Origin of the sequence: Enterobacter sp. RIT418 (genome assembly GCF_003057745.1) — a bacterium.
In the GTDB taxonomy this organism is placed as follows: Bacteria; Pseudomonadota; Gammaproteobacteria; order Enterobacterales; family Enterobacteriaceae; genus Enterobacter.
This window is the reverse complement of sequence record NZ_QBJD02000004.1, coordinates 158055-177839: the sequence shown is the minus strand read 5'-3', so window position 1 is coordinate 177839 and position 19785 is coordinate 158055. Positions and strand designations below refer to the sequence as shown.

Annotated in this window: 17 protein-coding genes and 6 tRNA genes; 14 read left to right on the top strand and 9 right to left on the bottom strand. The window is 54.5% G+C overall.

What is annotated here, in order from left to right; all coding sequences use genetic code 11:
- The first annotated feature begins 369 nt into the window (after positions 1–369).
- Positions 370–2067 (top strand): sensor histidine kinase, encoded by a 1698-nt coding sequence (locus DBY73_RS06180; protein WP_112010309.1) that lies wholly within the window; start codon positions 370–372, stop codon positions 2065–2067.
- 13 nt (positions 2068–2080) lie between these two features.
- The gene (locus DBY73_RS06175) at positions 2081–2812 is read left to right on the top strand and encodes a LytTR family DNA-binding domain-containing protein (protein ID WP_112010308.1); all 732 of its coding nucleotides are present in this window, start codon (positions 2081–2083) and stop codon (positions 2810–2812) included.
- Between the two features lie 36 nt (positions 2813–2848).
- Here the strand turns inward: DBY73_RS06175 and glk are convergent, their stop codons facing one another.
- A complete protein-coding gene (gene glk, locus DBY73_RS06170; RefSeq protein ID WP_112010307.1) occupies positions 2849–3814 on the bottom strand; it encodes a glucokinase in 966 nt (321 codons plus the stop codon).
- A gap of 204 nt (positions 3815–4018) precedes the next feature.
- On the opposite strand from glk, the gene DBY73_RS06165 reads away from it, so the two are divergent.
- Positions 4019–5254: an ion channel protein gene (locus DBY73_RS06165; protein ID WP_112010306.1), complete on the top strand. Its 1236-nt coding sequence runs from the start codon at positions 4019–4021 to the stop codon at positions 5252–5254.
- Here DBY73_RS06165 and ipdC read toward each other — a convergent pair whose 3' ends face one another.
- Positions 5255–6913, bottom strand: a complete 1659-nt coding sequence (gene ipdC / locus DBY73_RS06160; RefSeq protein WP_112010305.1) for an indolepyruvate decarboxylase — start codon at positions 6911–6913, stop codon at positions 5255–5257.
- Positions 6914–7087: 174 nt separating this feature from the next.
- On the opposite strand from ipdC, the gene mgrA reads away from it, so the two are divergent.
- Both mgrA and DBY73_RS06150 read left to right on the top strand, forming a co-directional pair.
- Positions 7088–8086, top strand: a complete 999-nt coding sequence (mgrA, locus tag DBY73_RS06155) for an L-glyceraldehyde 3-phosphate reductase (RefSeq protein WP_112010304.1) — start codon at positions 7088–7090, stop codon at positions 8084–8086.
- Between the two features lie 126 nt (positions 8087–8212).
- Positions 8213–8554, top strand: coding sequence for a DUF2502 domain-containing protein (locus DBY73_RS06150; RefSeq protein WP_112010303.1), 342 nt, complete (start codon positions 8213–8215; stop codon positions 8552–8554).
- A 34-nt stretch (positions 8555–8588) separates the two neighbouring features.
- Here the strand turns inward: DBY73_RS06150 and DBY73_RS06145 are convergent, their stop codons facing one another.
- Positions 8589–9827 carry an Nramp family divalent metal transporter gene (locus tag DBY73_RS06145; protein WP_112010302.1) on the bottom strand — a complete coding sequence of 413 codons (1239 nt, stop codon included), beginning with the start codon at positions 9825–9827 and terminating at the stop codon, positions 8589–8591.
- A gap of 345 nt (positions 9828–10172) precedes the next feature.
- Between DBY73_RS06145 and DBY73_RS06140 the strand changes: the two genes are divergently transcribed.
- On the top strand, positions 10173–11360 hold the full coding sequence (locus DBY73_RS06140; RefSeq protein ID WP_112010301.1) for a NupC/NupG family nucleoside CNT transporter: 1188 nt from the start codon (positions 10173–10175) through the stop codon (positions 11358–11360).
- Positions 11361–11406: 46 nt separating this feature from the next.
- On the opposite strand, the gene DBY73_RS06135 is transcribed toward DBY73_RS06140, so the two are convergent.
- The 3 genes from DBY73_RS06135 to DBY73_RS06125 all read right to left on the bottom strand — a co-directional run bounded on the left by DBY73_RS06135 (position 11407) and on the right by DBY73_RS06125 (position 14003).
- Positions 11407–13596 (bottom strand): EAL domain-containing protein, encoded by a 2190-nt coding sequence (locus tag DBY73_RS06135; RefSeq protein WP_112010300.1) that lies wholly within the window; start codon positions 13594–13596, stop codon positions 11407–11409.
- Positions 13597–13810: 214 nt separating this feature from the next.
- Positions 13811–13886 (bottom strand) — tRNA-Ala (locus DBY73_RS06130).
- Between the two features lie 41 nt (positions 13887–13927).
- Positions 13928–14003: transfer RNA gene (locus DBY73_RS06125), tRNA-Ala, on the bottom strand.
- A gap of 217 nt (positions 14004–14220) precedes the next feature.
- Here DBY73_RS06125 and DBY73_RS06120 point away from each other — a divergent pair.
- Both DBY73_RS06120 and DBY73_RS06115 read left to right on the top strand, forming a co-directional pair.
- Positions 14221–14583: a YfeC-like transcriptional regulator gene (locus DBY73_RS06120; protein WP_112010299.1), complete on the top strand. Its 363-nt coding sequence runs from the start codon at positions 14221–14223 to the stop codon at positions 14581–14583.
- Position 14584: 1 nt separating this feature from the next.
- Entirely contained in the window at positions 14585–14980 is a 396-nt protein-coding gene (locus tag DBY73_RS06115) for a YfeC-like transcriptional regulator (protein ID WP_112010298.1), read from the top strand.
- Positions 14981–15026: 46 nt separating this feature from the next.
- Here the strand turns inward: DBY73_RS06115 and gltX are convergent, their stop codons facing one another.
- On the bottom strand, positions 15027–16442 hold the full coding sequence (gene gltX / locus DBY73_RS06110) for a glutamate--tRNA ligase (RefSeq protein ID WP_112010297.1): 1416 nt from the start codon (positions 16440–16442) through the stop codon (positions 15027–15029).
- A 258-nt stretch (positions 16443–16700) separates the two neighbouring features.
- Between gltX and DBY73_RS06105 the strand changes: the two genes are divergently transcribed.
- The 5 genes from DBY73_RS06105 (at position 16701) to DBY73_RS06085 (ending at position 17556) form a co-directional block, all read left to right on the top strand.
- Positions 16701–16776: transfer RNA gene (locus DBY73_RS06105), tRNA-Val, on the top strand.
- Positions 16777–16817: 41 nt separating this feature from the next.
- Positions 16818–16893, top strand: a tRNA-Val gene (locus tag DBY73_RS06100).
- Between the two features lie 30 nt (positions 16894–16923).
- A tRNA-Val gene (locus DBY73_RS06095) sits at positions 16924–16999 on the top strand.
- Between the two features lie 4 nt (positions 17000–17003).
- Positions 17004–17079, top strand: a tRNA-Lys gene (locus DBY73_RS06090).
- 141 nt (positions 17080–17220) lie between these two features.
- Positions 17221–17556 carry a FlxA-like family protein gene (locus tag DBY73_RS06085; protein WP_112010296.1) on the top strand — a complete coding sequence of 112 codons (336 nt, stop codon included), beginning with the start codon at positions 17221–17223 and terminating at the stop codon, positions 17554–17556.
- On the opposite strand, the gene DBY73_RS06080 is transcribed toward DBY73_RS06085, so the two are convergent.
- Positions 17553–18488 (bottom strand): LysR family transcriptional regulator, encoded by a 936-nt coding sequence (locus tag DBY73_RS06080; protein ID WP_112010295.1) that lies wholly within the window; start codon positions 18486–18488, stop codon positions 17553–17555. The genes DBY73_RS06085 and DBY73_RS06080 overlap by 4 nt on opposite strands.
- Positions 18489–18577: 89 nt before the next feature.
- Between DBY73_RS06080 and DBY73_RS06075 the strand changes: the two genes are divergently transcribed.
- The gene (locus DBY73_RS06075; protein WP_112010294.1) at positions 18578–19573 is read left to right on the top strand and encodes a bile acid:sodium symporter family protein; all 996 of its coding nucleotides are present in this window, start codon (positions 18578–18580) and stop codon (positions 19571–19573) included.
- Here the strand turns inward: DBY73_RS06075 and DBY73_RS06070 are convergent.
- Positions 19570–19785, bottom strand: a complete 216-nt coding sequence (locus DBY73_RS06070; protein WP_014884735.1) for a DUF3820 family protein — start codon at positions 19783–19785, stop codon at positions 19570–19572. The two genes, DBY73_RS06075 and DBY73_RS06070, sit on opposite strands and share 4 nt — an antisense overlap.

The following is a 19785-nucleotide window of genomic DNA, read 5'->3' as shown; positions in this document are numbered from 1 at the left end:
GTTAGCGCCCGGACCGTCCGAGCGACGCTGCCACCGATGCGGCATGTTTAGAAAGTAACCTGAATAAAAACCTGCTGTCGAGTGGTCCCGTTAAAAAAATTTATCGCATCAAAAAGAGGAAGTCACCTGACGTTAAAAAGGGTACGCTGTTCACGCATGCGCACTTTGATATCACATTTATTAACACACTGATATCTTTATACTTACCTACAATCACTCAACAGATAAAACCTGGGGAAAAATCAGCATCACACCTTCAATCCCCTTTGTAAATTATGGTTTTTCCTCATTTGATAAACCTGCTCGATAGCTGGTCATCCTGCGCCAGGTTTTTTATTATAGATTTTTCCCGCTTTACCAGGTTCACTCGTGCACGAAATTTTCAATATGCTTCTCGCCGTGTTTGACCGCGCGGCGCTCATGCTGATCTGCCTTTTCTTCCTTATCCGCATCCGCCTGTTTCGCGAGCTTCTGCATAAATCGGCCCATTCACCGAAGGAGCTGCTGGCCGTCACGGCGATCTTCTCGATGTTTGCCCTGTTCAGCACCTGGTCCGGCGTGCCGGTTGAGGGTTCGCTGGTGAATGTGCGAATTATCGCCGTGATGTCCGGCGGGATTTTATTTGGTCCGTGGGTTGGCATTATCACGGGGGTTATTGCCGGTACGCACCGCTATCTGATTGATATCGGCGGCGTGACCGCGGTTCCGTGCTTTATCACCAGCATTATTGCCGGGGTATTGTCCGGCTGGATTAGCCGCAAAATACCGAAAAAGCAGCACTGGCGGGCGGGGATTGCGGCGGGCATGCTTTGCGAAACGTTGACCATGATCCTGGTGGTGATCTGGGCCCCGACCACCGCGCTGGGCCTCGATATTGTGTCTAAAATCGGCATACCGATGATCCTGGGCAGCGTCTGCATCGGCTTTATCGTGCTGCTGGTGCAAAGCGTTGAGGGTGAAAAAGAGGCCAGCGCGGCGCGGCAGGCAAAGCTGGCGCTCGACATTGCCAATAAAACGCTGCCGCTGTTCCGCCACGTGAATGCCGAATCGCTGCGCCAGGTGTGCGATATCATTCGCCGCGACATTCACGCCGATGCCGTTGCCATCACTAACATTGACCACGTGCTGGCCTACGTCGGCGTTGGGGAACATAACTATCGCGACAACGATGACACCATCAGCCCGACGACTCGCCAGGCGATTAACTACGGGAAAATCATCATTAAAAACAATGATGAAGCGCACAGAACGCCAGAGATCCACTCCATGCTGGTGATCCCGCTGTGGGAGAAAGGCGTGGTGACGGGCACGCTGAAGATTTACTACTGCCACGCCCACCAGATCACCTCCTCGCTGCAGGAGATGGCTATCGGCCTGTCGCAGATTATCTCCACCCAGCTCGAAGTGTCGCGCGCGGAGCAGCTGCGCGAGATGGCAAATAAGGCAGAGCTGCGCGCGCTGCAAAGCAAAATAAATCCCCATTTCCTGTTCAACGCGCTGAACGCCATTTCCTCGTCCATTCGCCTGAATCCGGACACCGCCCGCCAGCTGATTTTCAATCTGTCGCGCTACCTGCGCTACAACATTGAGCTGAAGGACGACGAGCAGATCGACATCAAAAAAGAGCTCTACCAGATAAAGGATTACATCGCGATTGAGCAGGCCCGCTTTGGCGACAAGCTCACCGTTATTTACGATATCGATGAAGAGGTTAACTGCGTGATCCCGAGCCTTCTCATCCAGCCGCTGGTCGAAAACGCGATTGTCCACGGCATTCAGCCGTGCAAAGGCAAAGGCGTGGTCACCATTAGCGTCACCGAAAGCGGCAACGGCGTGCGCATCTCCGTGCGCGACACGGGGCACGGTATCGATCCTAAAGTGGTTGAACGGGTAGAATCAAACGAAATGCCGGGCAACAAAATTGGCCTGCTCAACGTGCATCACCGCGTTAAGCTGTTGTACGGCGACGGGCTGCATATTCGCCGCCTTCAGCCCGGCACCGAGATCGCCTTTTACGTTCCGAACGAACGCGCATCCGCGCTTGCGCCAACATCCCTGCTGCCTTAGGCCGGAGTAATCTATGAAAGTCATCATCGTGGAAGATGAAATTCTGGCTCAACAAGAGCTGAGCTGGCTTATCAAAACGCACAGCCAGATGGAGATTGTGGGCACGTTTGACGACGGGCTGGACGTGCTGAAGTTTCTCCAGCACAACCGGGTCGACGCCATTTTTCTGGATATTAACATCCCGTCCCTGGACGGCGTCCTGCTGGCGCAAAACATTAATCAGTTCGCCCATAAGCCGTTCATCGTTTTCGTCACCGCCTGGAAAGAGCATGCGGTTGAAGCGTTCGAGCTGGAGGCCTTTGACTACATTCTGAAGCCCTACCAGGAATCGCGCATCATCAGCATGCTGAAAAAGCTGGAGGCGGCCTGGCAGCAGCAGACGACGCAGGTGAGCGCCAGCCCGACGGCGCGGGAGAACGACACCATTAATCTGGTCAAAGACGAGCGGATCATCGTCACGCCCATTGACGACATTTACTACGCCGAAGCACACGAGAAAATGACGTTTGTCTATACGCGACGCGAATCGTACGTGATGGCGATGAACATTACCGAATTTTGCAGCAAGCTTCCCGCCGCGCACTTCTTCCGCTGCCACCGCTCGTTTTGCGTGAATTTGAACAAAATCCGCGAGATCGAACCCTGGTTTAACAACACCTACATTTTGCGCCTGAAGGATCTGGATTTTCAGGTGCCGGTAAGCCGCAGCAGGGTGAAAGAGTTCCGCCAGCTCATGCACCTGTAAGCAGCGCCCCTCCCCGACCGGAGAGGGGATATAACCTTAGAGTATTTGCCCCAGCACCTGGCGCAGATGCGCGCCAGCGCCGAGCAGCCCCGGGTTATCGTGCACGATCAGGTAAACGGGAATGTCCTGCACGTAGCTTCTGAAGCGCCCTTTATCTTCAAACCCGCCGCGGAACCCGGACGCTTTAAAGAACTCGAGGAAGCGCGGCACGATTCCGCCCGCAATATAAACGCCGCCGAAGGTGCCCAGGTTCAGCGCCAGGTTGCCGCCGAAGCGCCCCATGATGACGCAGAATAGCGACAGCGCGCGACGGCAGTCGGTGCAGCTATCCGCCAGCGCGCGCTCGGTCACGTCTTTTGGCTTGAGGTTTTCCGGCAGACGACCGTCTGATTTCACAATCGCGCGGTAGAGGTTCACCAGCCCTGGACCAGACAGCACGCGCTCGGCGGATACGTGGCCGATTTCGGCGCGCAGCTCCTCAAGGATAATGCCTTCTTCCTCGCTGTTTGGCGCGAAATCAACGTGACCGCCCTCGCCCGGCAGGCTGACCCAGCGCTTATCGACATGCACCAGATGCGCAACGCCAAGGCCCGTTCCCGCGCCGTAAACGGCAATCGGCTTGCCTTCAACCGGCGCGGTGCCGCCAAACTGCGTCAGATGCTCAGGTTTGAGCATCGGGATCGCCATCGATACCGCGGTGAAGTCGTTGATAATTTCCAGATGGGAAAAGCCGAGGTTTTTCTTCATTTCAGCAATGGAGAATGCCCATGTATGGTTGGTCATCGCCACCCAGTCGCCGGTGATTGGGCAGGCAATGGCGATACATCCGTCTTCAACGTCCAGCTTGTGCTCATCAAGATAGACGCGTACGACGGCCTCAAGGCTTGGATAATCTAGCCCGGAATAGGTTTTCGCCCGAGAAATTTCGCCTGTATCCACATCGCACAGGGCAAGACGCGCGTTTGTGCCGCCCACATCACCTACTAAAGCATACTTTGTCATTCTTCTACTGCTCCGCTAAAGTCAGAATAAATCTTTGGGACACTGTAAGTTCAAGGCGTGATAACAACAACGGCCGGAAGGTGAATGCCCCAGGATTATCGATCTTCGTCACAGAATAACTTTACCGTTTCAGCACCATTTGCACCATTTCTCTTAAGCTGAATATGCAAAGTACCGTCACGCGATTTTTACAAGGAAATCATCATGCTCCATCCGCGAGCCAGAAACATGCTGCTACTGGCCCCGCCCGCGCTGATTATCGGCGTAGCGTCCAGCCTGATTTTAATTATCGTGATGAAAGTGGCCGCCGTTCTGCAGTCGGTGCTGTGGAATACCCTTCCAACGCAGCTGGGCGTCTCGTTAGATTCTCCGGCGTGGACCATTCTGATGCTGACGCTGACCGGTCTCGCGGTTGGGCTTGTCATTCGATTCAGCCCAGGACACGCCGGTCCAGACCCGGCCCAGGAGCCGCTCATCGGCGAGGCCGTTGCGCCGTCCGCGCTGCCGGGCCTGCTGATTGCGTTAATCGTTGGCCTGGCCGGCGGCGTCAGCCTGGGGCCGGAACACCCGATCATGGCCGTCAATATCGCGCTGGCGGTCTATCTGGGCGGGCGGGCGTTCCCGCGCGTGGGGGCGCTGGACTGGACGATTCTGGCCTCTGCGGGCACCATTGGCGCGCTGTTCGGCACGCCGGTTGCAGCAGCGCTGATCTTCTCGCAAACCCTCGGCAGCAATAACGATATTCCACTGTGGGATCGCCTGTTTGCCCCGCTGATGGCCGCGGCCGCGGGGGCATTAACCACCAGCCTTTTCTTTCATCCTCACTTTTCGCTGCCCATCTCGCATTACGGACAAATGCAGATTGCGGATATTTTTAGCGGGGCAATCGTGGCGGCAATCGCTATCGCGCTGGGCATGGTTGCCGTGTGGTGCCTGCCGCGCCTGCATCGCCTGATGCATAAGCTCAAGCATCCGGTGCTCATGCTGGGCGTGGGCGGGTTCATGTTAGGCATTCTTGGCGCCATCGGCGGGCATATCACCCTGTTTAAGGGGCTCGATGAAATGCAGCAGATGGCCTTCAGCCAGGTCTTCACGGTTTCCGACTATATGCTGTTTGCGCTGATTAAGCTGGCCGCCGTGGTGGTCGCCGCGGCCTGCGGCTTCCGGGGCGGACGTATCTTCCCGGCAGTATTTATCGGCGTAGCGCTGGGGCTGATGCTGCACGAGCACGTGGAGGCCGTCCCTGCGGCAATTACCGTTTCCTGCTCTATTCTGGGGCTGGTTCTGGTGGTGACGCGCGACGCGTGGCTGAGCCTGTTTATGGCTGCGGCAGTGGTGCCTGATACCACGCTGATCCCACTGCTGTGCATCGTGATGTTGCCCGCCTGGCTCCTGCTGGCGGGCAAACCGATGATGATGGTTTCAGGGAAGGATAAGTAATCAGGCGTTATTGCGCGCTTCCAGCGCTTTGGTTATCGCCCCGAGCAGCGGCGGAATATCGGCTTTTGGCAGCATCACCTCTATCAGCGACAGCCGCTCGTGGTGCGCCACCTTTTCCAGCACCTCCGCCAGCTGCTCTGCCTCACTGACGCGCCAGCACTCGGCCTGCGGATCCAGGCTGAGCGCCTGCGGGATCTGCGTCCAGTTCCACAGCGCTATATCGTTATAACGCTGCTCCGCTCCGTGTATCGCGCGCTCAACCGTATACCCTTCGTTATTCAGCACCAGAATGATCGGGCGCTGTTTATCGCGCAGCATCGAGCCGAGCTCCTGAATAGTGAGCTGCGCCGCGCCGTCGCCCGTAAGCACGATCGTGCGGCGCTCCGGGCACGCCGTTTGCGCACCATAGGCCGCCGCCAGCGTGTAGCCAATCGATCCCCATAGGGGCTGCACGATAAAGTTCACGTCCGCTGGCAGGCGAAGATCGATAGCCCCAAAAGCCGAGGTACCCTGATCCGCAAGGATGATGTCGCCGGGACGAATAAACGTCTGCAGCGTGCTCCAGAAGCTTTCCTGGGTCAGCGTCCCGTCCGGCGTCGTCCACGAAACACCGGCCCGGGAGGAGGGTATAAACGTATCGTGAACATGCTGCTTGCACAGCTCTGCCAGCGTCTCAATGGCCTGGTACATCGGAATACCGGTAAACCAGACCTCCCCTACCCGTGCGGCATGGGGCTGCACTTCGATAGTTTGAGAAAGGCTCAGCTGATGGGTAAACCCGGCGGTTAGGGTATCGGTAAAGCGCGTTCCGATGCAGAGCACCGTATCAGCGCCTTCAATGGCCTCCCTGGCGGCGTCAACGCTGGCTGAACCGCTGTAGGTGCCGTAAAAACCCGGCTGGCGTTCGTTAAAAATGCCCTTGCCCATCAGCATGGTGGCGTGCGCCATCGGGGTCTCTTTCACCCACTTTTGCAGCGCGTGCTTTAGGCCGTGGCGAAGCACGAGAAAATCGGCCAGCAGCGCCGTGCGCGTGCCCGCAGCAAGCCGGGCCTGCGCGGCGTCGCGAAATGCCTGCAGGCACGCATTGTCAGCATGAGGGGGTTTGGCGGAGAGCGACGCGACGGGCGGCGTCGCGGGCTTTTTGGCAACGTCCGCGGGCAGCATCAGATAGCCGGGGCGTCGCTCACGCAGCATCGTCGTGAGCACCCGGTCGATTTCAAAGCAGGCGTTTTGCTCGGTCAGCACCGCCTGCGCCGCGGTAATGGGTTCACTCATATGGTAGAAATGGCGAAACTCCCCGTCGCCCAAGGTGTGGTGCAGTAACTCACCCCGCTGCTGCGCCGCCATGCCCGGCGCGCCAACGATGTGTAACACCGGCACATGCTCGGCGTAGCTTCCGGCAATACCGTTCATGGCGCTGAGCTCCCCCACGCCGAAGGTGGTGAGCAGGGCTGCAAAGCCTTTGCATCGGGCATAGCCATCGGCGGCGTAGGAGGCGTTAAGCTCGTTTGCACAGCCAACCCAGCAGATATCCGGGCTGTCGATAACGTGGTCGAGAAACTGCAGGTTGTAGTCGCCCGGCACGCCAAACAGATGATCGGCACCACAATCTCTGAGACGGTCCAGCAGGTAATCGGCGACGCAATAGGGGGTACGCATAACAGGTGTCCTTCTGACGTTGACCTCACCTTGAGTATTAGAGAAGCCCGAAAGGTGTCCAGAAAGAGTCAGCAGATGAGCATGGAAAGAATCATTTACAAAAAATTCACCATTTCATTACATGAGTGTAAGCGTATACACTTACTTTTCTTATTAGCGCCTGGGGGTATGAGAATGGGTTATCAGCCGGAAAAAAATCGTTATCAGACAATGCAGTATCGCCGCTGCGGGCAGAGCGGACTGAAGTTACCCGCCCTCTCTCTCGGTCTTTGGCACAATTTCGGCGATACCACGCTGGTCGAAAACAGCCGCCAGCTTTTACACCGCGCCTTCGATCTGGGCATCACACACTTTGATCTGGCTAACAATTATGGGCCTCCTCCGGGCTCGGCAGAACGTCATTTTGGCCGGATTTTGCAGGAAGATTTTTTACCCTGGCGCGACGAGCTGATTATTTCGACCAAAGCGGGCTACACCATGTGGGAGGGTCCTTACGGAGACTGGGGCTCGCGCAAGTATCTGATCGCAAGCCTCGACCAGAGCCTGAAGCGCATGGGCCTGGAATATGTTGATATCTTCTACCATCACCGTCCCGACCCGGAAACGCCGCTGCAGGAAACGATGAAGGCGCTGGACCACATCGTGCGCCAGGGCAAAGCGCTTTATGTTGGCTTGTCCAACTATCCCGCTGAACGGGCCAGGCAGGCTATCGATATTCTTAACGACCTCGGCACGCCATGCGTTATCCACCAGCCCAAATACTCTATGTTCGAACGCGCTCCGGAAGATGGGCTGCTGGATCTTCTGCAGGAAAAAGGAGTGGGCTGTATACCCTTCTCGCCGCTGGCGGGCGGCCAGTTGACCAACCGCTACCTTAACGGTATTCCCGCCGACTCGCGCGCGGCGAGCGGCAGCAAGTTCCTGAATCCCGACCAGCTGACCGACGAAAAGCTCGAGAAAGTTCGCCGTCTAAACGCCTTGGCCGAACGCCGCGGGCAGAAGCTGTCGCAGATGGCGCTGGCGTGGATCTTGCGCCATGATTCGGTGACGTCCGTGCTGATCGGTGCCAGTAAGGTTTCGCAAATCGACGATGCGGTAGGCATGCTTGAAAATCGCCACTTCACGCCCGACGAGCTGGCCTCCATCGACCACATTCTGCATAGCACAAATTAGCGCCATCTTTAGCAAAAAGTGCTCTCCACCATGAATTCGGAGTTAAGGCGATGAAACGTGGCTTTACCACCTCGTAATATTGCGTTAACAGGCCGGACAACGGCCCCGATCGTGAAGGAGAAGAGTATGTTCAGGTCACTGATTCTTGCAGCGGTATTACTGGCTGCGGCCCCGCTGGTCGCCAATGCGGGCGAAATCACCCTGTTGCCCTCGGTTAAACTTAGCATCGGCGATCGCGACGACTATGGCAGATACTGGGACGGCGGCTACTGGCGCGACCGCGACTACTGGCATCGCCATTATCAGTGGCGCGGCGATCGCTGGTGGAAACATGATAATGGCCGTCACCGCGGGTGGGATAACCGCAAAGCGTACGAGCGCGGCTATCGCGAAGGCTGGAACGACCGCGACGACCGCCGCGGCGGCTGGGGACGCGGAAAAGGTCATGGCCACGGCCATCACCACTAATAGCGAAAAGGAGCCTTCCAGCTCCTTTTTTCATTTACAGCCCCAGCGCGGTGCCGACCAGGAGCCACAGATTCAGCGCCACCACGATAAGGACGATGACCCATCCGGTACGCTTCACCAGCGTGGAATTGACCAGCTCGCCCATCAGCGATTTGTCGCTGGTGAAAATCAGCAGCGGCACCAGCGCAAGCGCAATACCAAAACTCAGCAGCACCTGGCTCATCACCAGAATGCGCGTGGGATCGAGCCCCATCAAAATCACGATGAAGGACGGCAGCATCGTCACGGCCCGGCGCACCCACAGCGGAATGTGGAAGCGCACAAACCCCTGCATCACCACCTGCCCTGCCAGCGTCCCGACAACCGTCGAAGAGAGGCCGGCAGCCACCAGGCTCAGGCCAAAAATTGTCGCGGCGGCATGGCTCAGCAACGGTTCCAGAGTCAGATAGGCCTGATCGAGATCGGCAACCCCGGTATGCCCATTAAAGTGGAAAGCAGCCGCCGCGGTGGCCATCATCGCCAGGTTAACAAAGCCAGCGATGGTCATGGCGATCGCCACATCCCATTTCGTTGCTGAATAGCGCTCTTTTCGCGTCCCGCCGTGAAGATCCTGCGTTAAGGAAGAGTGCAGGTAGATAACGTGCGGCATGATGGTCGCGCCCAGCACGCCCGCGGCGAGAAACACCGCTTCGGACGTTGGCAGGCTCGGAATGACCATCCCTTTACCCAGCTGAACCATATTCGGCTGGGAGAAAACCAGCTCAACAATATAGGCAGCAGCGACAAACAGCAGCAGCCCGCCGATGACTTTTTCCAGCGGTTTTTGCCCACGGCGCTGAAGCATCAGGATCAGGAACGTGGCAATCCCGGTAAGGACCGCCCCCTGCAGCAAGGAGACGCCGAGGATCAGCTTGAAGCCGATTGCCGCACCGATAAATTCCGCCAGGTCGGTCGCCATGGCGATAATTTCGGCCTGCACCCAGTACAGCCACACCGCCGGACGCGGATAATGATCGCGGATCTGCTCCGCCAGGTTTTTACCGGTCGCGATACCGAGCTTGGCAGACAGCATTTGGATCAGCATTGCCATCAGGTTAGCCCAGACCACCACCCACAGCAGCTGATAGCCGAAGCTGGCCCCGGCCTGAATGTTGGTCGCAAAATTACCCGGATCGATATAGCCAATCGCGGCAATGAAAGCGGGACCCATTAATGCGAACCGCAGCTTCCGGGCGGCTCTGCCGCTGCTACCCTCTACGCGACTGTTTGTCATGTCTGCCTCTGGAAATATAGCCTTTGCTATGTTTCATGCTATCAAAATGAGAATGATTATCAAGTTCATTTAAGCGGTTAAAAATGATTTCTCTGATAGCCAGGAACAATAGAAGGGCAGGTGGAGCAACATCACAGAATGTGAAAATGCGCAGTTATTTGTGAAGGGTAGCACACAAACTTAACTTTTCACTCATTTACCTAACATAACAAAAATGTATTGTTGATCACTATTTTTGAGACTCGTCACAGGACGTAACTATAGTGTGGTCTTGATCTCGTTTTCTTTGCGCTTGTTACATAGAATGTGCACGGAAATTAAACCTGCCTCATATTTGGAGCAAATATGGACCGCGTCCTTCACTTTGTCCTGGCACTTGTTGTCGTTACTGCGCTTGCGCTGCTGGTCAGTCATGACCGGAAAAAAATCCGCATTCGCTATGTTATTCAGCTTCTGGTTATCGAAGTTTTACTCGCGTGGTTCTTCCTGAACTCCAACGTGGGCCTCGGCTTCGTTAAAGGCTTCTCCGAAATGTTCGAAAAACTGCTCGGATTTGCCAACGAAGGAACCAATTTCGTCTTCGGTAATATGAACGATCAGGGTCTGGCGTTCTTCTTCCTGAAGGTCCTGTGCCCTATCGTCTTTATCTCTGCGCTGATCGGTATTCTCCAGCACATCCGTATTTTGCCGATTGTTATTCGCGCCATTGGTACCGTACTTTCCAAAGTTAACGGCATGGGCAAGCTGGAATCTTTTAACGCCGTCAGCTCCCTGATTCTGGGCCAGTCTGAAAACTTCATCGCGTATAAAGATATCCTCGGCAAAATGTCCCGCAACCGCATGTACACCATGGCGGCCACGGCAATGTCTACCGTATCGATGTCTATCGTGGGCGCGTACATGACCATGCTGGACCCAAAATACGTGGTTGCCGCGCTGGTACTGAACATGTTCAGCACCTTTATCGTTCTGTCTATTATCAACCCGTACCGCGTAGATGAAGGCGAAGAGAACCTGCAGATGGCGAATCTGCATGAAGGTCAAAGCTTCTTCGAAATGCTGGGTGAATATATTCTGGCAGGCTTTAAGGTGGCGATTATCGTTGCCGCCATGTTGATCGGGTTTATCGCACTGATTTCCGCTCTGAACGCCCTGTTCGCTGCGGTGCTGGGTATCTCCTTCCAGGGGATCCTGGGCTACATCTTCTACCCTGTTGCGTGGGTGATGGGTGTCCCGGCCAGCGAAGCGCTGCAGGTGGGCAGTATCATGGCGACCAAACTGGTCTCTAACGAATTTGTTGCGATGATGGATCTGCAGAAGATTGCCAGCACGCTCTCCCCGCGCGCGGAAGGCATCCTGTCCGTATTCCTGGTCTCCTTCGCGAACTTCTCCTCCATCGGCATTATTGCCGGTGCGATCAAAGGGCTGAACGAAGAACAGGGTAACGTTGTTTCTCGCTTCGGCCTGAAGCTGGTTTACGGTTCAACGCTGGTTAGCGTGCTGTCTGCTTCTATCGCAGCGCTGGTTCTGTAATTCGGATCGCATAATTGAAAACCGGGAGCAGTGGCTCCCGGTTTTTTTATGCATGCAGTTCAGCAAGCGGTGAGGGTTTACCTATCAGATAGCCCTGAAGATAGTCCACGCCAAAACGCAGCAGCATCTCGCGCTGCTCCTCCGTTTCCACGTACTCCGCAACCACGCACAGCGACTTTGTTTTTGCCAGATTACAAATGGACTGCACAATCATTGCATCCATGCTGTCGGTGCAAATATCCTTCACGAAGCAGCCGTCAATCTTGATGATGTCAGCATGCAGGCGCTTAAGCCGCTCATAGTTGGCATAACCGGTGCCAAAATCATCAATGGCGATGCGGAATCCGTAGTCCCGGAGCTGCTGAATGTTGTTGATGCTCGTTCCAGAGTTAGAAAATGCCTGCTCTTCGGTGATCTCAATGACCACTGTGCCCGGTGCTACGCCATATCGCTCAAAGAGCTGAATAATTTCGGTTGCCGTGTCTTTCAGCATCAGCGTAAACGGCATCAGGTTGACGGAAAAACGGGTGTCAGCATGGGGGTGCGGATGATCGCGAAGCCATTCCAGCAGCTTTTCGACCACGCTTAAATCGAACCGATGGCTTAGGTTAAACTGGGCGATCAGAGGAATAAAGCGGTCGGGCGTGATAATTTCCCCATCGCTTTCAAGGCGGGCCAAAATTTCATAATAGCCCTTCCCTTCCGCGTTACGGATAGGCTGCGCGTAAAGCCGTAATCCACCCTCATCCAGCGACCGCTTTACGCGGCTCAGCATCAGCACACGATCGGTGGTTTGGCCTGACACCGTCTCGAGACTGTTTGTTAACCCCAGCGCGTTATGGGTGGTACAGGCTTGTTCAGACAGCCAGCTCAGCTGTCCCAGCGTGTGGTGAAGGTTTTCACCGTTTTCAACCTCTCCCCACGCTGCGCCAAACTCAATATCCAGCGGCGCTTTGTTCCATACGATCTTACGACTGTTTAAATAGTCAACCATATGCTGTAACCGCTCTGCGGTCTCAGGGCCCAACAGCACCACGACGAGCTCGCTACCGGGAAGCTGAAAAAGCTTTTCATCTTTTTGCAGGAAAGGCTGCAGTGAGGTGGTGATCATTCGCTTGCAGTGAACGCGCATGAGAATGCCGTAATGGCGGCTCAGAAACTCCAGGTTATCCATGCGCAAACAGCACACTTTGGCCGTGGGATGCTCCAGCAGGAAATCCTCCAGCGCGCGAATATTGGGAAGCCCCGTCAGCGGGTCAGTAAGCGCCCTTTCCTGCCATCCTTGCTTCATCCACTCACTGCGGCGATAGATCTTCGACATATAAAGCAGACAGATAGCGAAGGAGATAAGCACTGACAGGATGAATGCGAGGGTATAACCCGACTCCACGCCGCTGAGGAAATTGTTGTTATAGGTTAACAGTAAAAACGCCGATGCTGCCCACAGAAGGGAGATGAGCGCATAGCTCATACGACTGATCCCAAGCGTGAACAGGATGAAGATGAGCGGCATTAAATAACCGGCAATAATCGTTGACCTGAAGGGAACGCATAAAATCGCCACCAGGATGACCAGAAGCATGAGCCATCCTAATATAAAAAAGGGTTTCTTGTTGAAAATGAAAGGCTTCAGGCTCCGCAGCCAAAAGGTTCTGGCATAGCGGGGATTCACAATCATTCTTAGTGGGTAATAGAATATCATCGTGAAAATCAGTGCAGCACAGATTAGACTTTGAATATCTACTACATTATATATAGCCGTACCTTCACCAAAGAATGTCGAAAGCGAAACAGGGAAATCGAATAAATAGCCGGCAAGATACATTGAAAGCTTGATGCCGAACGGCACCATGAAACCCAGCCAGAAAATACGGATGCCAATGTACTTATTAGGCACGCTGTGCCGCCAGCGCCTGCCAATCAGCACGCGGGCAACGCCACACATCGCGAAGACCGCGAAAGTCTGGCACATGAGCATGACGACATGCTGTAAAAGAGTTAACTGGAAATAATAAACATTAGTAATAATGAAACTTAGCAAAACAGGAATAATTGCCCGGCGGCCAAACAATAACATCATGGCCAGCATCACGCTCAAGGGCAACCATGCAAGATAGACCTCATTACCATTTACGATTGCGCGCGGTGAAATATAACGTGAAAAAGGAACCGCAAACATGCATAACAGCAGGGCAATTATAAATACTTTTACATTATTACCATATTTTCTTTTCATTAAGATTAATAATCTATTAACTCATTTAAATCATTGACGTCAAGGATAATAAGTTCATTATTTGCGCGAAGCAAGTTGAAGTCCAGAAAGAGATCGTTTTATTGATTTGAGTTTATGAAGAGTATAGAAAAAAAACGGTTCAATAACAAAAAGTGTTGAAGGATGTAACAGCGACATAAAAAAAACCCCCGTCTTTCGACGAGGGTTTAAATTTTGGTGGAGCTAAGCGGGATCGAACCGCTGACCTCCTGCATGCCATGCAGGCGCTCTCCCAGCTGAGCTATAGCCCCACATGTTACTTTACACACCGCACTCTGTTGGGTTCAGAGTTTGGTGGAGCTAAGCGGGATCGAACCGCTGACCTCCTGCATGCCATGCAGGCGCTCTCCCAGCTGAGCTATAGCCCCGTCGTAAAGCTGTCATGTTGACGGGCGGCATAATATGAATTCCGCCGCTGAGTGTCAACGGCAAAATCAACGCCAGCCGCTCAACCGCCGAAAATTCATGCAAATGAATCACTTTGCGAGGGTGCTCGCAGTCAGGAGTTAAGCCTGTCACGTTTTCATGTAAAACGGTGCTATAAAATGAACCACTAATTAACCACACGAAGACTCAGGAAATGGCATGATCAAGGAACGAATGACACCAGAAGAGTTAGCCCTGCTCACTGGCTATAGCCGCCAAACCATCAATAAATGGGTCCGAAAAGAGGGTTGGATCACGTCGCCCAAGCCCGGCGTTCAGGGGGGTAAAGCGCGCCTGGTGCATGTGAATGCAAAGGTAAGAGAATTTATCTGCAGCGCACGCAGGGCGACAGAATCTCCAGATATGCCTGAAGGTGCTTATCAAGACGGCACGCTTCATACTTTGCTTCTGACGCTGGCCAATGAAATGACGCCGGATGAGCAAAAGCAAATGACATCTCTGCTGCTGCGGGAAGGGATAACCGGATTGTTACAACGCTTAGACATACGCGACCAGAACTGATATGAACAGATTACGCAGCAAAATGACCACAGAAGAGCTGGCGGAAAGTTTAGGTGTAACCAAGCAAACCGTTAACCGCTGGATACGCCAGCAGAAATGGAAAACCGAAAAGATTAATGGCGTGAAAGGCGGGCGCGCACGTTGGATTCATCTTGATGCGCGGGTAAAGAAACACATCATGAGCCTTCCCGCCGTACGTAATCGCCAGGCGGTTTACCAGCTGGCAGAAACGCCGTCTTTATACGGAGAGCAGGCGTCCCCTTCCCTGCTTACGCAAATTATTGATGCGCTGGAAATCATGACGCCTGCAGAACAGGAGCGCCTCCATGTCCTGCTGACCCGCGAGGGCATTCGGGGCTTTCTTTCGCGTCTCGGCATCGCTGAATTAGACGCATAAAAAAACGGCAGGTTTTTCCCCTGCCGTTTTGCCATCTCAAGCTTGATTACTGCTGGCTTTCACGCTGGGCAATAAAATCCAGTGCCTTATTGATACGCGCCACGCTGCGGGATTTACCGATTGCATGAACGGTAACATCCAGCGCTGGAGACTGACCTGCACCGGTAACGGCAACGCGCAGCGGCATGCCCACTTTACCCATGCCAACCTCCAGTTCATCTGCGGTAGCCTGAATAGCGTGATGCACATTTTCTGCGGTCCACTCCGTCAGAGCAGCCAGCTTGTCGCGAACCACTTCCAGCGGCTGACGCGCTACCGGACGCAGATGTTTTTTCGCCGCATCGGCATCGAACTCTTCAAACTCCTCATAGAAGTAGCGGCAGCTATCGGCAATCTCTTTCAACGTTTTGCAACGCTCGCCTAGCAGTTTCACCAAATCCGCCAGTTCAGGACCGGTGCGCGTATCAATGTTTGCCTGCTCAATGTGCCACTGCAGATAGGTTGCCACGTATTCTGGCGGCATGGTGTTGATGTAATGGTGGTTCAGCCACTGCAGTTTTTCGGTGTTAAACGCACTGGCTGATTTGCTTACAGAGCTCAGAGAGAACAGCGCGATCATCTCTTCCCGGCTGAAGATTTCCTGATCTCCATGAGCCCAGCCCAAACGTACTAGGTAGTTCAGCAGCGCTTCAGGCAGATAGCCATCGTCGCGGTACTGCATCACGCTCACCGCGCCGTGGCGCTTAGACAGCTTTTTGCCGTCATCGCCGTTGATCATGGAAACGTGCGCGTAAACAGGCACTGGCGCATTCAGCGCTTTCAGGATGTTAATTTGACGCGGCGTGTTATTGATATGGTCTTCGCCACGCACAACGTGGGTGATTTCCATATCCCAGTCATCCACGACAACGCAGAAGTTATAGGTCGGGGAACCGTCGGTACGGCGGATGATCAGGTCATCCAGCTCCTGGTTGCTGAATTCGATCGGGCCGCGGATCTGGTCATCAAAGATAACGGAGCCGTCCTGCGGGTTGGCAAAACGCACAACGCAAGGCTCGTCCGCCGCGTGTTCGCTGTGATCGTGTCGGCAGCGGCCGTCATAGCGCGGCTTTTCACCGTTTGCCATCTGCTCTTCACGCAGCGCATCCAGACGCTCTTTCGAGCAGTAGCATTTATAGGCCGTACCCGCTACCAGCATGTCGTCGATGACGGCGTTGTAGCGGTCAAAACGTTTGGTCTGGAAGTACGGGCCTTCATCCCACTCCAGATTCAGCCAGTTCATACCATCCATAATGGCTTCGATTGCTTCCGGCGTGGAGCGCTCAAGATCGGTATCTTCGATGCGCAGCACGAACTCACCTTTATTATGACGAGCAAAAAGCCAGGAATAGAGAGCAGTACGTGCTCCACCAACGTGCAGATAGCCTGTCGGGCTGGGCGCGAAGCGAGTTTTGATTTTCATGAAATGGCCTTACGTTATACAGATGCCGCTCACCGGCAAATCCGGGGGAAAAAACAATGGGCAATATTCTATCACCGTGCGGCGATTCCTCAATGTTGTTCCCTTTATCAGGAAAGAGTTTACTAAATTTGTTTAGAAATCATGCGCGACAGCCCATTCCGCGATCGTTTTGTTTAATTTTACGACGAACGAATAAAAACTTTAGAAAATGCGTTGACTCATTTTCAACTCTCCCTATAATGCGACTCCACACAGCGGGGGTGATTAGCTCAGTTGGTAGAGCATCTCCTTTACACGGAGGGGGTCGGCGGTTCGAGCCCGTCATCACCCACCATCTACTTCGGTAGGCTCGCAGTGTAGATAAGAATTGAGATTGGGCGATTAGCTCAGTTGGTAGAGCATCTCCTTTACACGGAGGGGGTCGGCGGTTCGAGCCCGTCATCGCCCACCATTCTCACCTTATCAAAAGCAGTTCCGAAATGGGCGATTAGCTCAGTTGGTAGAGCATCTCCTTTACACGGAGGGGGTCGGCGGTTCGAGCCCGTCATCGCCCACCATTTCGGGTCGTTAGCTCAGTTGGTAGAGCAGTTGACTTTTAATCAATTGGTCGCAGGTTCGAATCCTGCACGACCCACCAATGTAAAAAAGCGCCCTAAAGGCGCTTTTTTGCTATCTGCAATAAAATTAGTGATTCGAACTTCTCCCCCACACTCCTTTTCATTACTCAAGCTAATTCCCGATCTGCCGATACCTCTGTTTTACGGCAAAAGGAAATCGCATGACTACCATTCAGGCTTCAACCACCCAAATTCAAACCGGCGGCAGTGGCGCCAGCAGCGGCAACGATATCCCGTCGCAGATTAGCCGCATCATGGCGAAAATCACAAAGCTCACGCAGCAGCTAAAAGAGCTGGTGAATAGCCCCATCAGCGTTGATGAAAAGAAAAAACAGCAGGAGTTAATCCAGACGCAGCTCAAAGTGCTGCAGGCACAGCTGGCGCAGCTTCAGCGCCAGCAGGCCGAGGAAGCGCAGAAAAAGCAGGATCAGAAGCAGGGTAAAATTGAGGGCGTGAATATGCCCTCTGACGATCGTCAGGTTGACGTCTATATCTAACGATCAAACGCATTAAACAACGGGTCGCGTATGCGGGCTTCGGTAAGCCTCTGAGCCTGGATACGCACCACGTCCCAGATTGCCTGCGCCGCGCCCGATAGCGAACGGTTTTTACGTCGCACCAGCATCAGCTTTCTCTCAATAGCGGGAGTAAAACGCTTCACCGTCAGGTGACTTCCCTGCGGCAGCGGTAACGCCAGCGCCGGCAATACGCTGATACCAATACCCGCCTCCACCATCGGAAAGAGGGTCGCCGGATGGCCAATCTCCTGCACAATCTGGGCGCTGATATTCTGCGCGGCAAGCGCGGCGTCAATCAGCGGACGGCTGCCCGACGCATAGTCCTGCAGCACAAGATTCATTCCCTGCAGCGCCTGCCACGGTACCTCCGCAAGCGCCGCCAGCGGGTCGTCCTCACGACATAGCAGCAAAAACGGCTCTGAAAGCACGATCTCGCTCGCCAGATCGCTGACCGGTCCCGGATCGATAACAATACCGAAATCCACATCGCCCTGGCGAATACTCTCCAGTACCCACTGCTGCGGCCGGTCGTGCAGGACGAAATCGATCTCCGGAAAACGATGGTTGCTTTCAGCAATGCACTGTGGAATGAGGTGCGCGGAAATCGTCTGGCTGGCCGCCACGCGCACGGTGCCGGAAAGCTGTTGCCCAATACGCCCCACGTCCCGCAGGGTGATATGTAGTTCATCAAGCAGTCTTTCAAGCCGCGCAGCCAGCTGCTGGCCCGCCTCGGTGAGCGCCACTTCGCGCGTGGTGCGGTCAAGGAGCCTCACGCCCGTCTGGTTTTCCAGCTCTTTAACGCTGTGGCTGACGGCCGACTGGCTCAGACCGATCATCTCCCCTGCCCGGCTAAAGCTGCGGGCATGGGCGACGGTGACAAAAATTCGAAGCTGGCGTAGCGAGTAATTCATCTGTTTAATTCATGAATGAATGCAATAAATCAATTTTATTTCTCAAACGTAAGAAAGCACAATAGCGATATCTGATTTCAGGAGTCATTATGAAACTCTTTCGCATCCTTGATCCTTTTACGCTCACGCTCATCGTCACCGTTCTGCTGGCCTCTTTCTTCCCAGCCCAGGGCGGTTTTGTACCGTTTTTTGAGGGGCTGACCACGGCGGCTATCGCGCTGCTGTTCTTTATGCATGGCGCAAAGCTCTCGCGAGAGGCCATCATTGCGGGCGGTAGCCACTGGCGGCTTCACCTGTGGGTGATGTGCAGTACATTCATTCTTTTCCCAACGCTCGGCGTGCTGTTCGCCTGGTGGGCACCGGTCAACGTCGATCGGACGCTTTATGATGGTTTCCTGTATCTGTGCATTTTGCCCGCGACCGTGCAGTCTGCGATTGCATTCACGTCGCTGGCGGGAGGAAACGTCGCGGCGGCCGTCTGCTCTGCCTCGGCGTCCAGCCTGCTCGGGATATTCGTCTCACCGCTGCTGGTCGGGATGCTGATGAATATGCACGGCGCGGAAGGCAGCCTGGAACAGGTGGGGAAAATCTGTCTGCAGCTGCTGCTGCCGTTTGTGCTGGGGCATCTCTCGCGTCCGTGGACCGGCGCGTTTGTGGCTAAACACAAGAAATGGATCTCGAAAACCGACCAGACGTCGATTCTGCTGGTCGTTTATTCCGCATTCAGCGAGGCGGTGGTCAACGGCATATGGCATAAGGTAGGCGCAGGCTCGCTGCTGTTCATCGTGGTGGTCAGCATTGTCCTGCTGGCGATCGTGATTGCCGTTAACGTGTTTGTGGCGCGCAAATGCGGCTTTAACAAAGCCGACGAAATTACGATTGTGTTCTGCGGGTCGAAGAAAAGCCTGGCGAACGGCATCCCGATGGCCAACATTCTGTTCCCGACGTCGGTGATAGGCATGATGGTGCTGCCGCTGATGATTTTCCATCAGATCCAGCTAATGGTGTGCGCCGTGCTGGCGCGTCGCTACAAAGCGCAGACGGAAAAGCGGGCGCAGGAAGAGACCCGCGCCGCAAAAGTCTAAGGGCGTTTCAGGGGCTGAACCAGCTGGGTCAGCCCTTCTGTTTTGATCAATAGCGTAATTGCCATCAGCTCGCCAAGCCGCCCGGCGGGAAATTCATCCTTTCGGGCGAACCACAGCAGATACTCCTCCGGCAGATCGATCAGCCTGCGGCCTTTGTACTTACCGAAGGGCATTTCCGTGTTGGCAATTGCAACAAGCTGTTCTTTTTCCAC

What these genes read in the sequence shown, in the direction of transcription:
- DBY73_RS06145 (WP_112010302.1), bottom strand. Translation starts at nt 9,827, where the DNA reads ATGACAAACAGTCGCGTAGAGGGTAGCAGCGGCAGAGCCGCCCGGAAG.
- gltX (WP_112010297.1), bottom strand. Translation starts at nt 16,442, where the DNA reads ATGAAAATCAAAACTCGCTTCGCGCCCAGCCCGACAGGCTATCTGCAC.
- glk (WP_112010307.1), bottom strand. Translation starts at nt 3,814, where the DNA reads ATGACAAAGTATGCTTTAGTAGGTGATGTGGGCGGCACAAACGCGCGT.
- DBY73_RS06165 (WP_112010306.1), top strand. Translation starts at nt 4,019, where the DNA reads ATGCTCCATCCGCGAGCCAGAAACATGCTGCTACTGGCCCCGCCCGCG.
- DBY73_RS06175 (WP_112010308.1), top strand. Translation starts at nt 2,081, where the DNA reads ATGAAAGTCATCATCGTGGAAGATGAAATTCTGGCTCAACAAGAGCTG.
- DBY73_RS06115 (WP_112010298.1), top strand. Translation starts at nt 14,585, where the DNA reads ATGAACAGATTACGCAGCAAAATGACCACAGAAGAGCTGGCGGAAAGT.
- DBY73_RS06080 (WP_112010295.1), bottom strand. Translation starts at nt 18,488, where the DNA reads ATGAATTACTCGCTACGCCAGCTTCGAATTTTTGTCACCGTCGCCCAT.
- ipdC (WP_112010305.1), bottom strand. Translation starts at nt 6,913, where the DNA reads ATGCGTACCCCCTATTGCGTCGCCGATTACCTGCTGGACCGTCTCAGA.
- DBY73_RS06140 (WP_112010301.1), top strand. Translation starts at nt 10,173, where the DNA reads ATGGACCGCGTCCTTCACTTTGTCCTGGCACTTGTTGTCGTTACTGCG.
- DBY73_RS06120 (WP_112010299.1), top strand. Translation starts at nt 14,221, where the DNA reads ATGATCAAGGAACGAATGACACCAGAAGAGTTAGCCCTGCTCACTGGC.
- mgrA (WP_112010304.1), top strand. Translation starts at nt 7,088, where the DNA reads ATGGGTTATCAGCCGGAAAAAAATCGTTATCAGACAATGCAGTATCGC.
- DBY73_RS06075 (WP_112010294.1), top strand. Translation starts at nt 18,578, where the DNA reads ATGAAACTCTTTCGCATCCTTGATCCTTTTACGCTCACGCTCATCGTC.
- DBY73_RS06135 (WP_112010300.1), bottom strand. Translation starts at nt 13,596, where the DNA reads ATGAAAAGAAAATATGGTAATAATGTAAAAGTATTTATAATTGCCCTG.
- DBY73_RS06150 (WP_112010303.1), top strand. Translation starts at nt 8,213, where the DNA reads ATGTTCAGGTCACTGATTCTTGCAGCGGTATTACTGGCTGCGGCCCCG.
- DBY73_RS06085 (WP_112010296.1), top strand. Translation starts at nt 17,221, where the DNA reads ATGACTACCATTCAGGCTTCAACCACCCAAATTCAAACCGGCGGCAGT.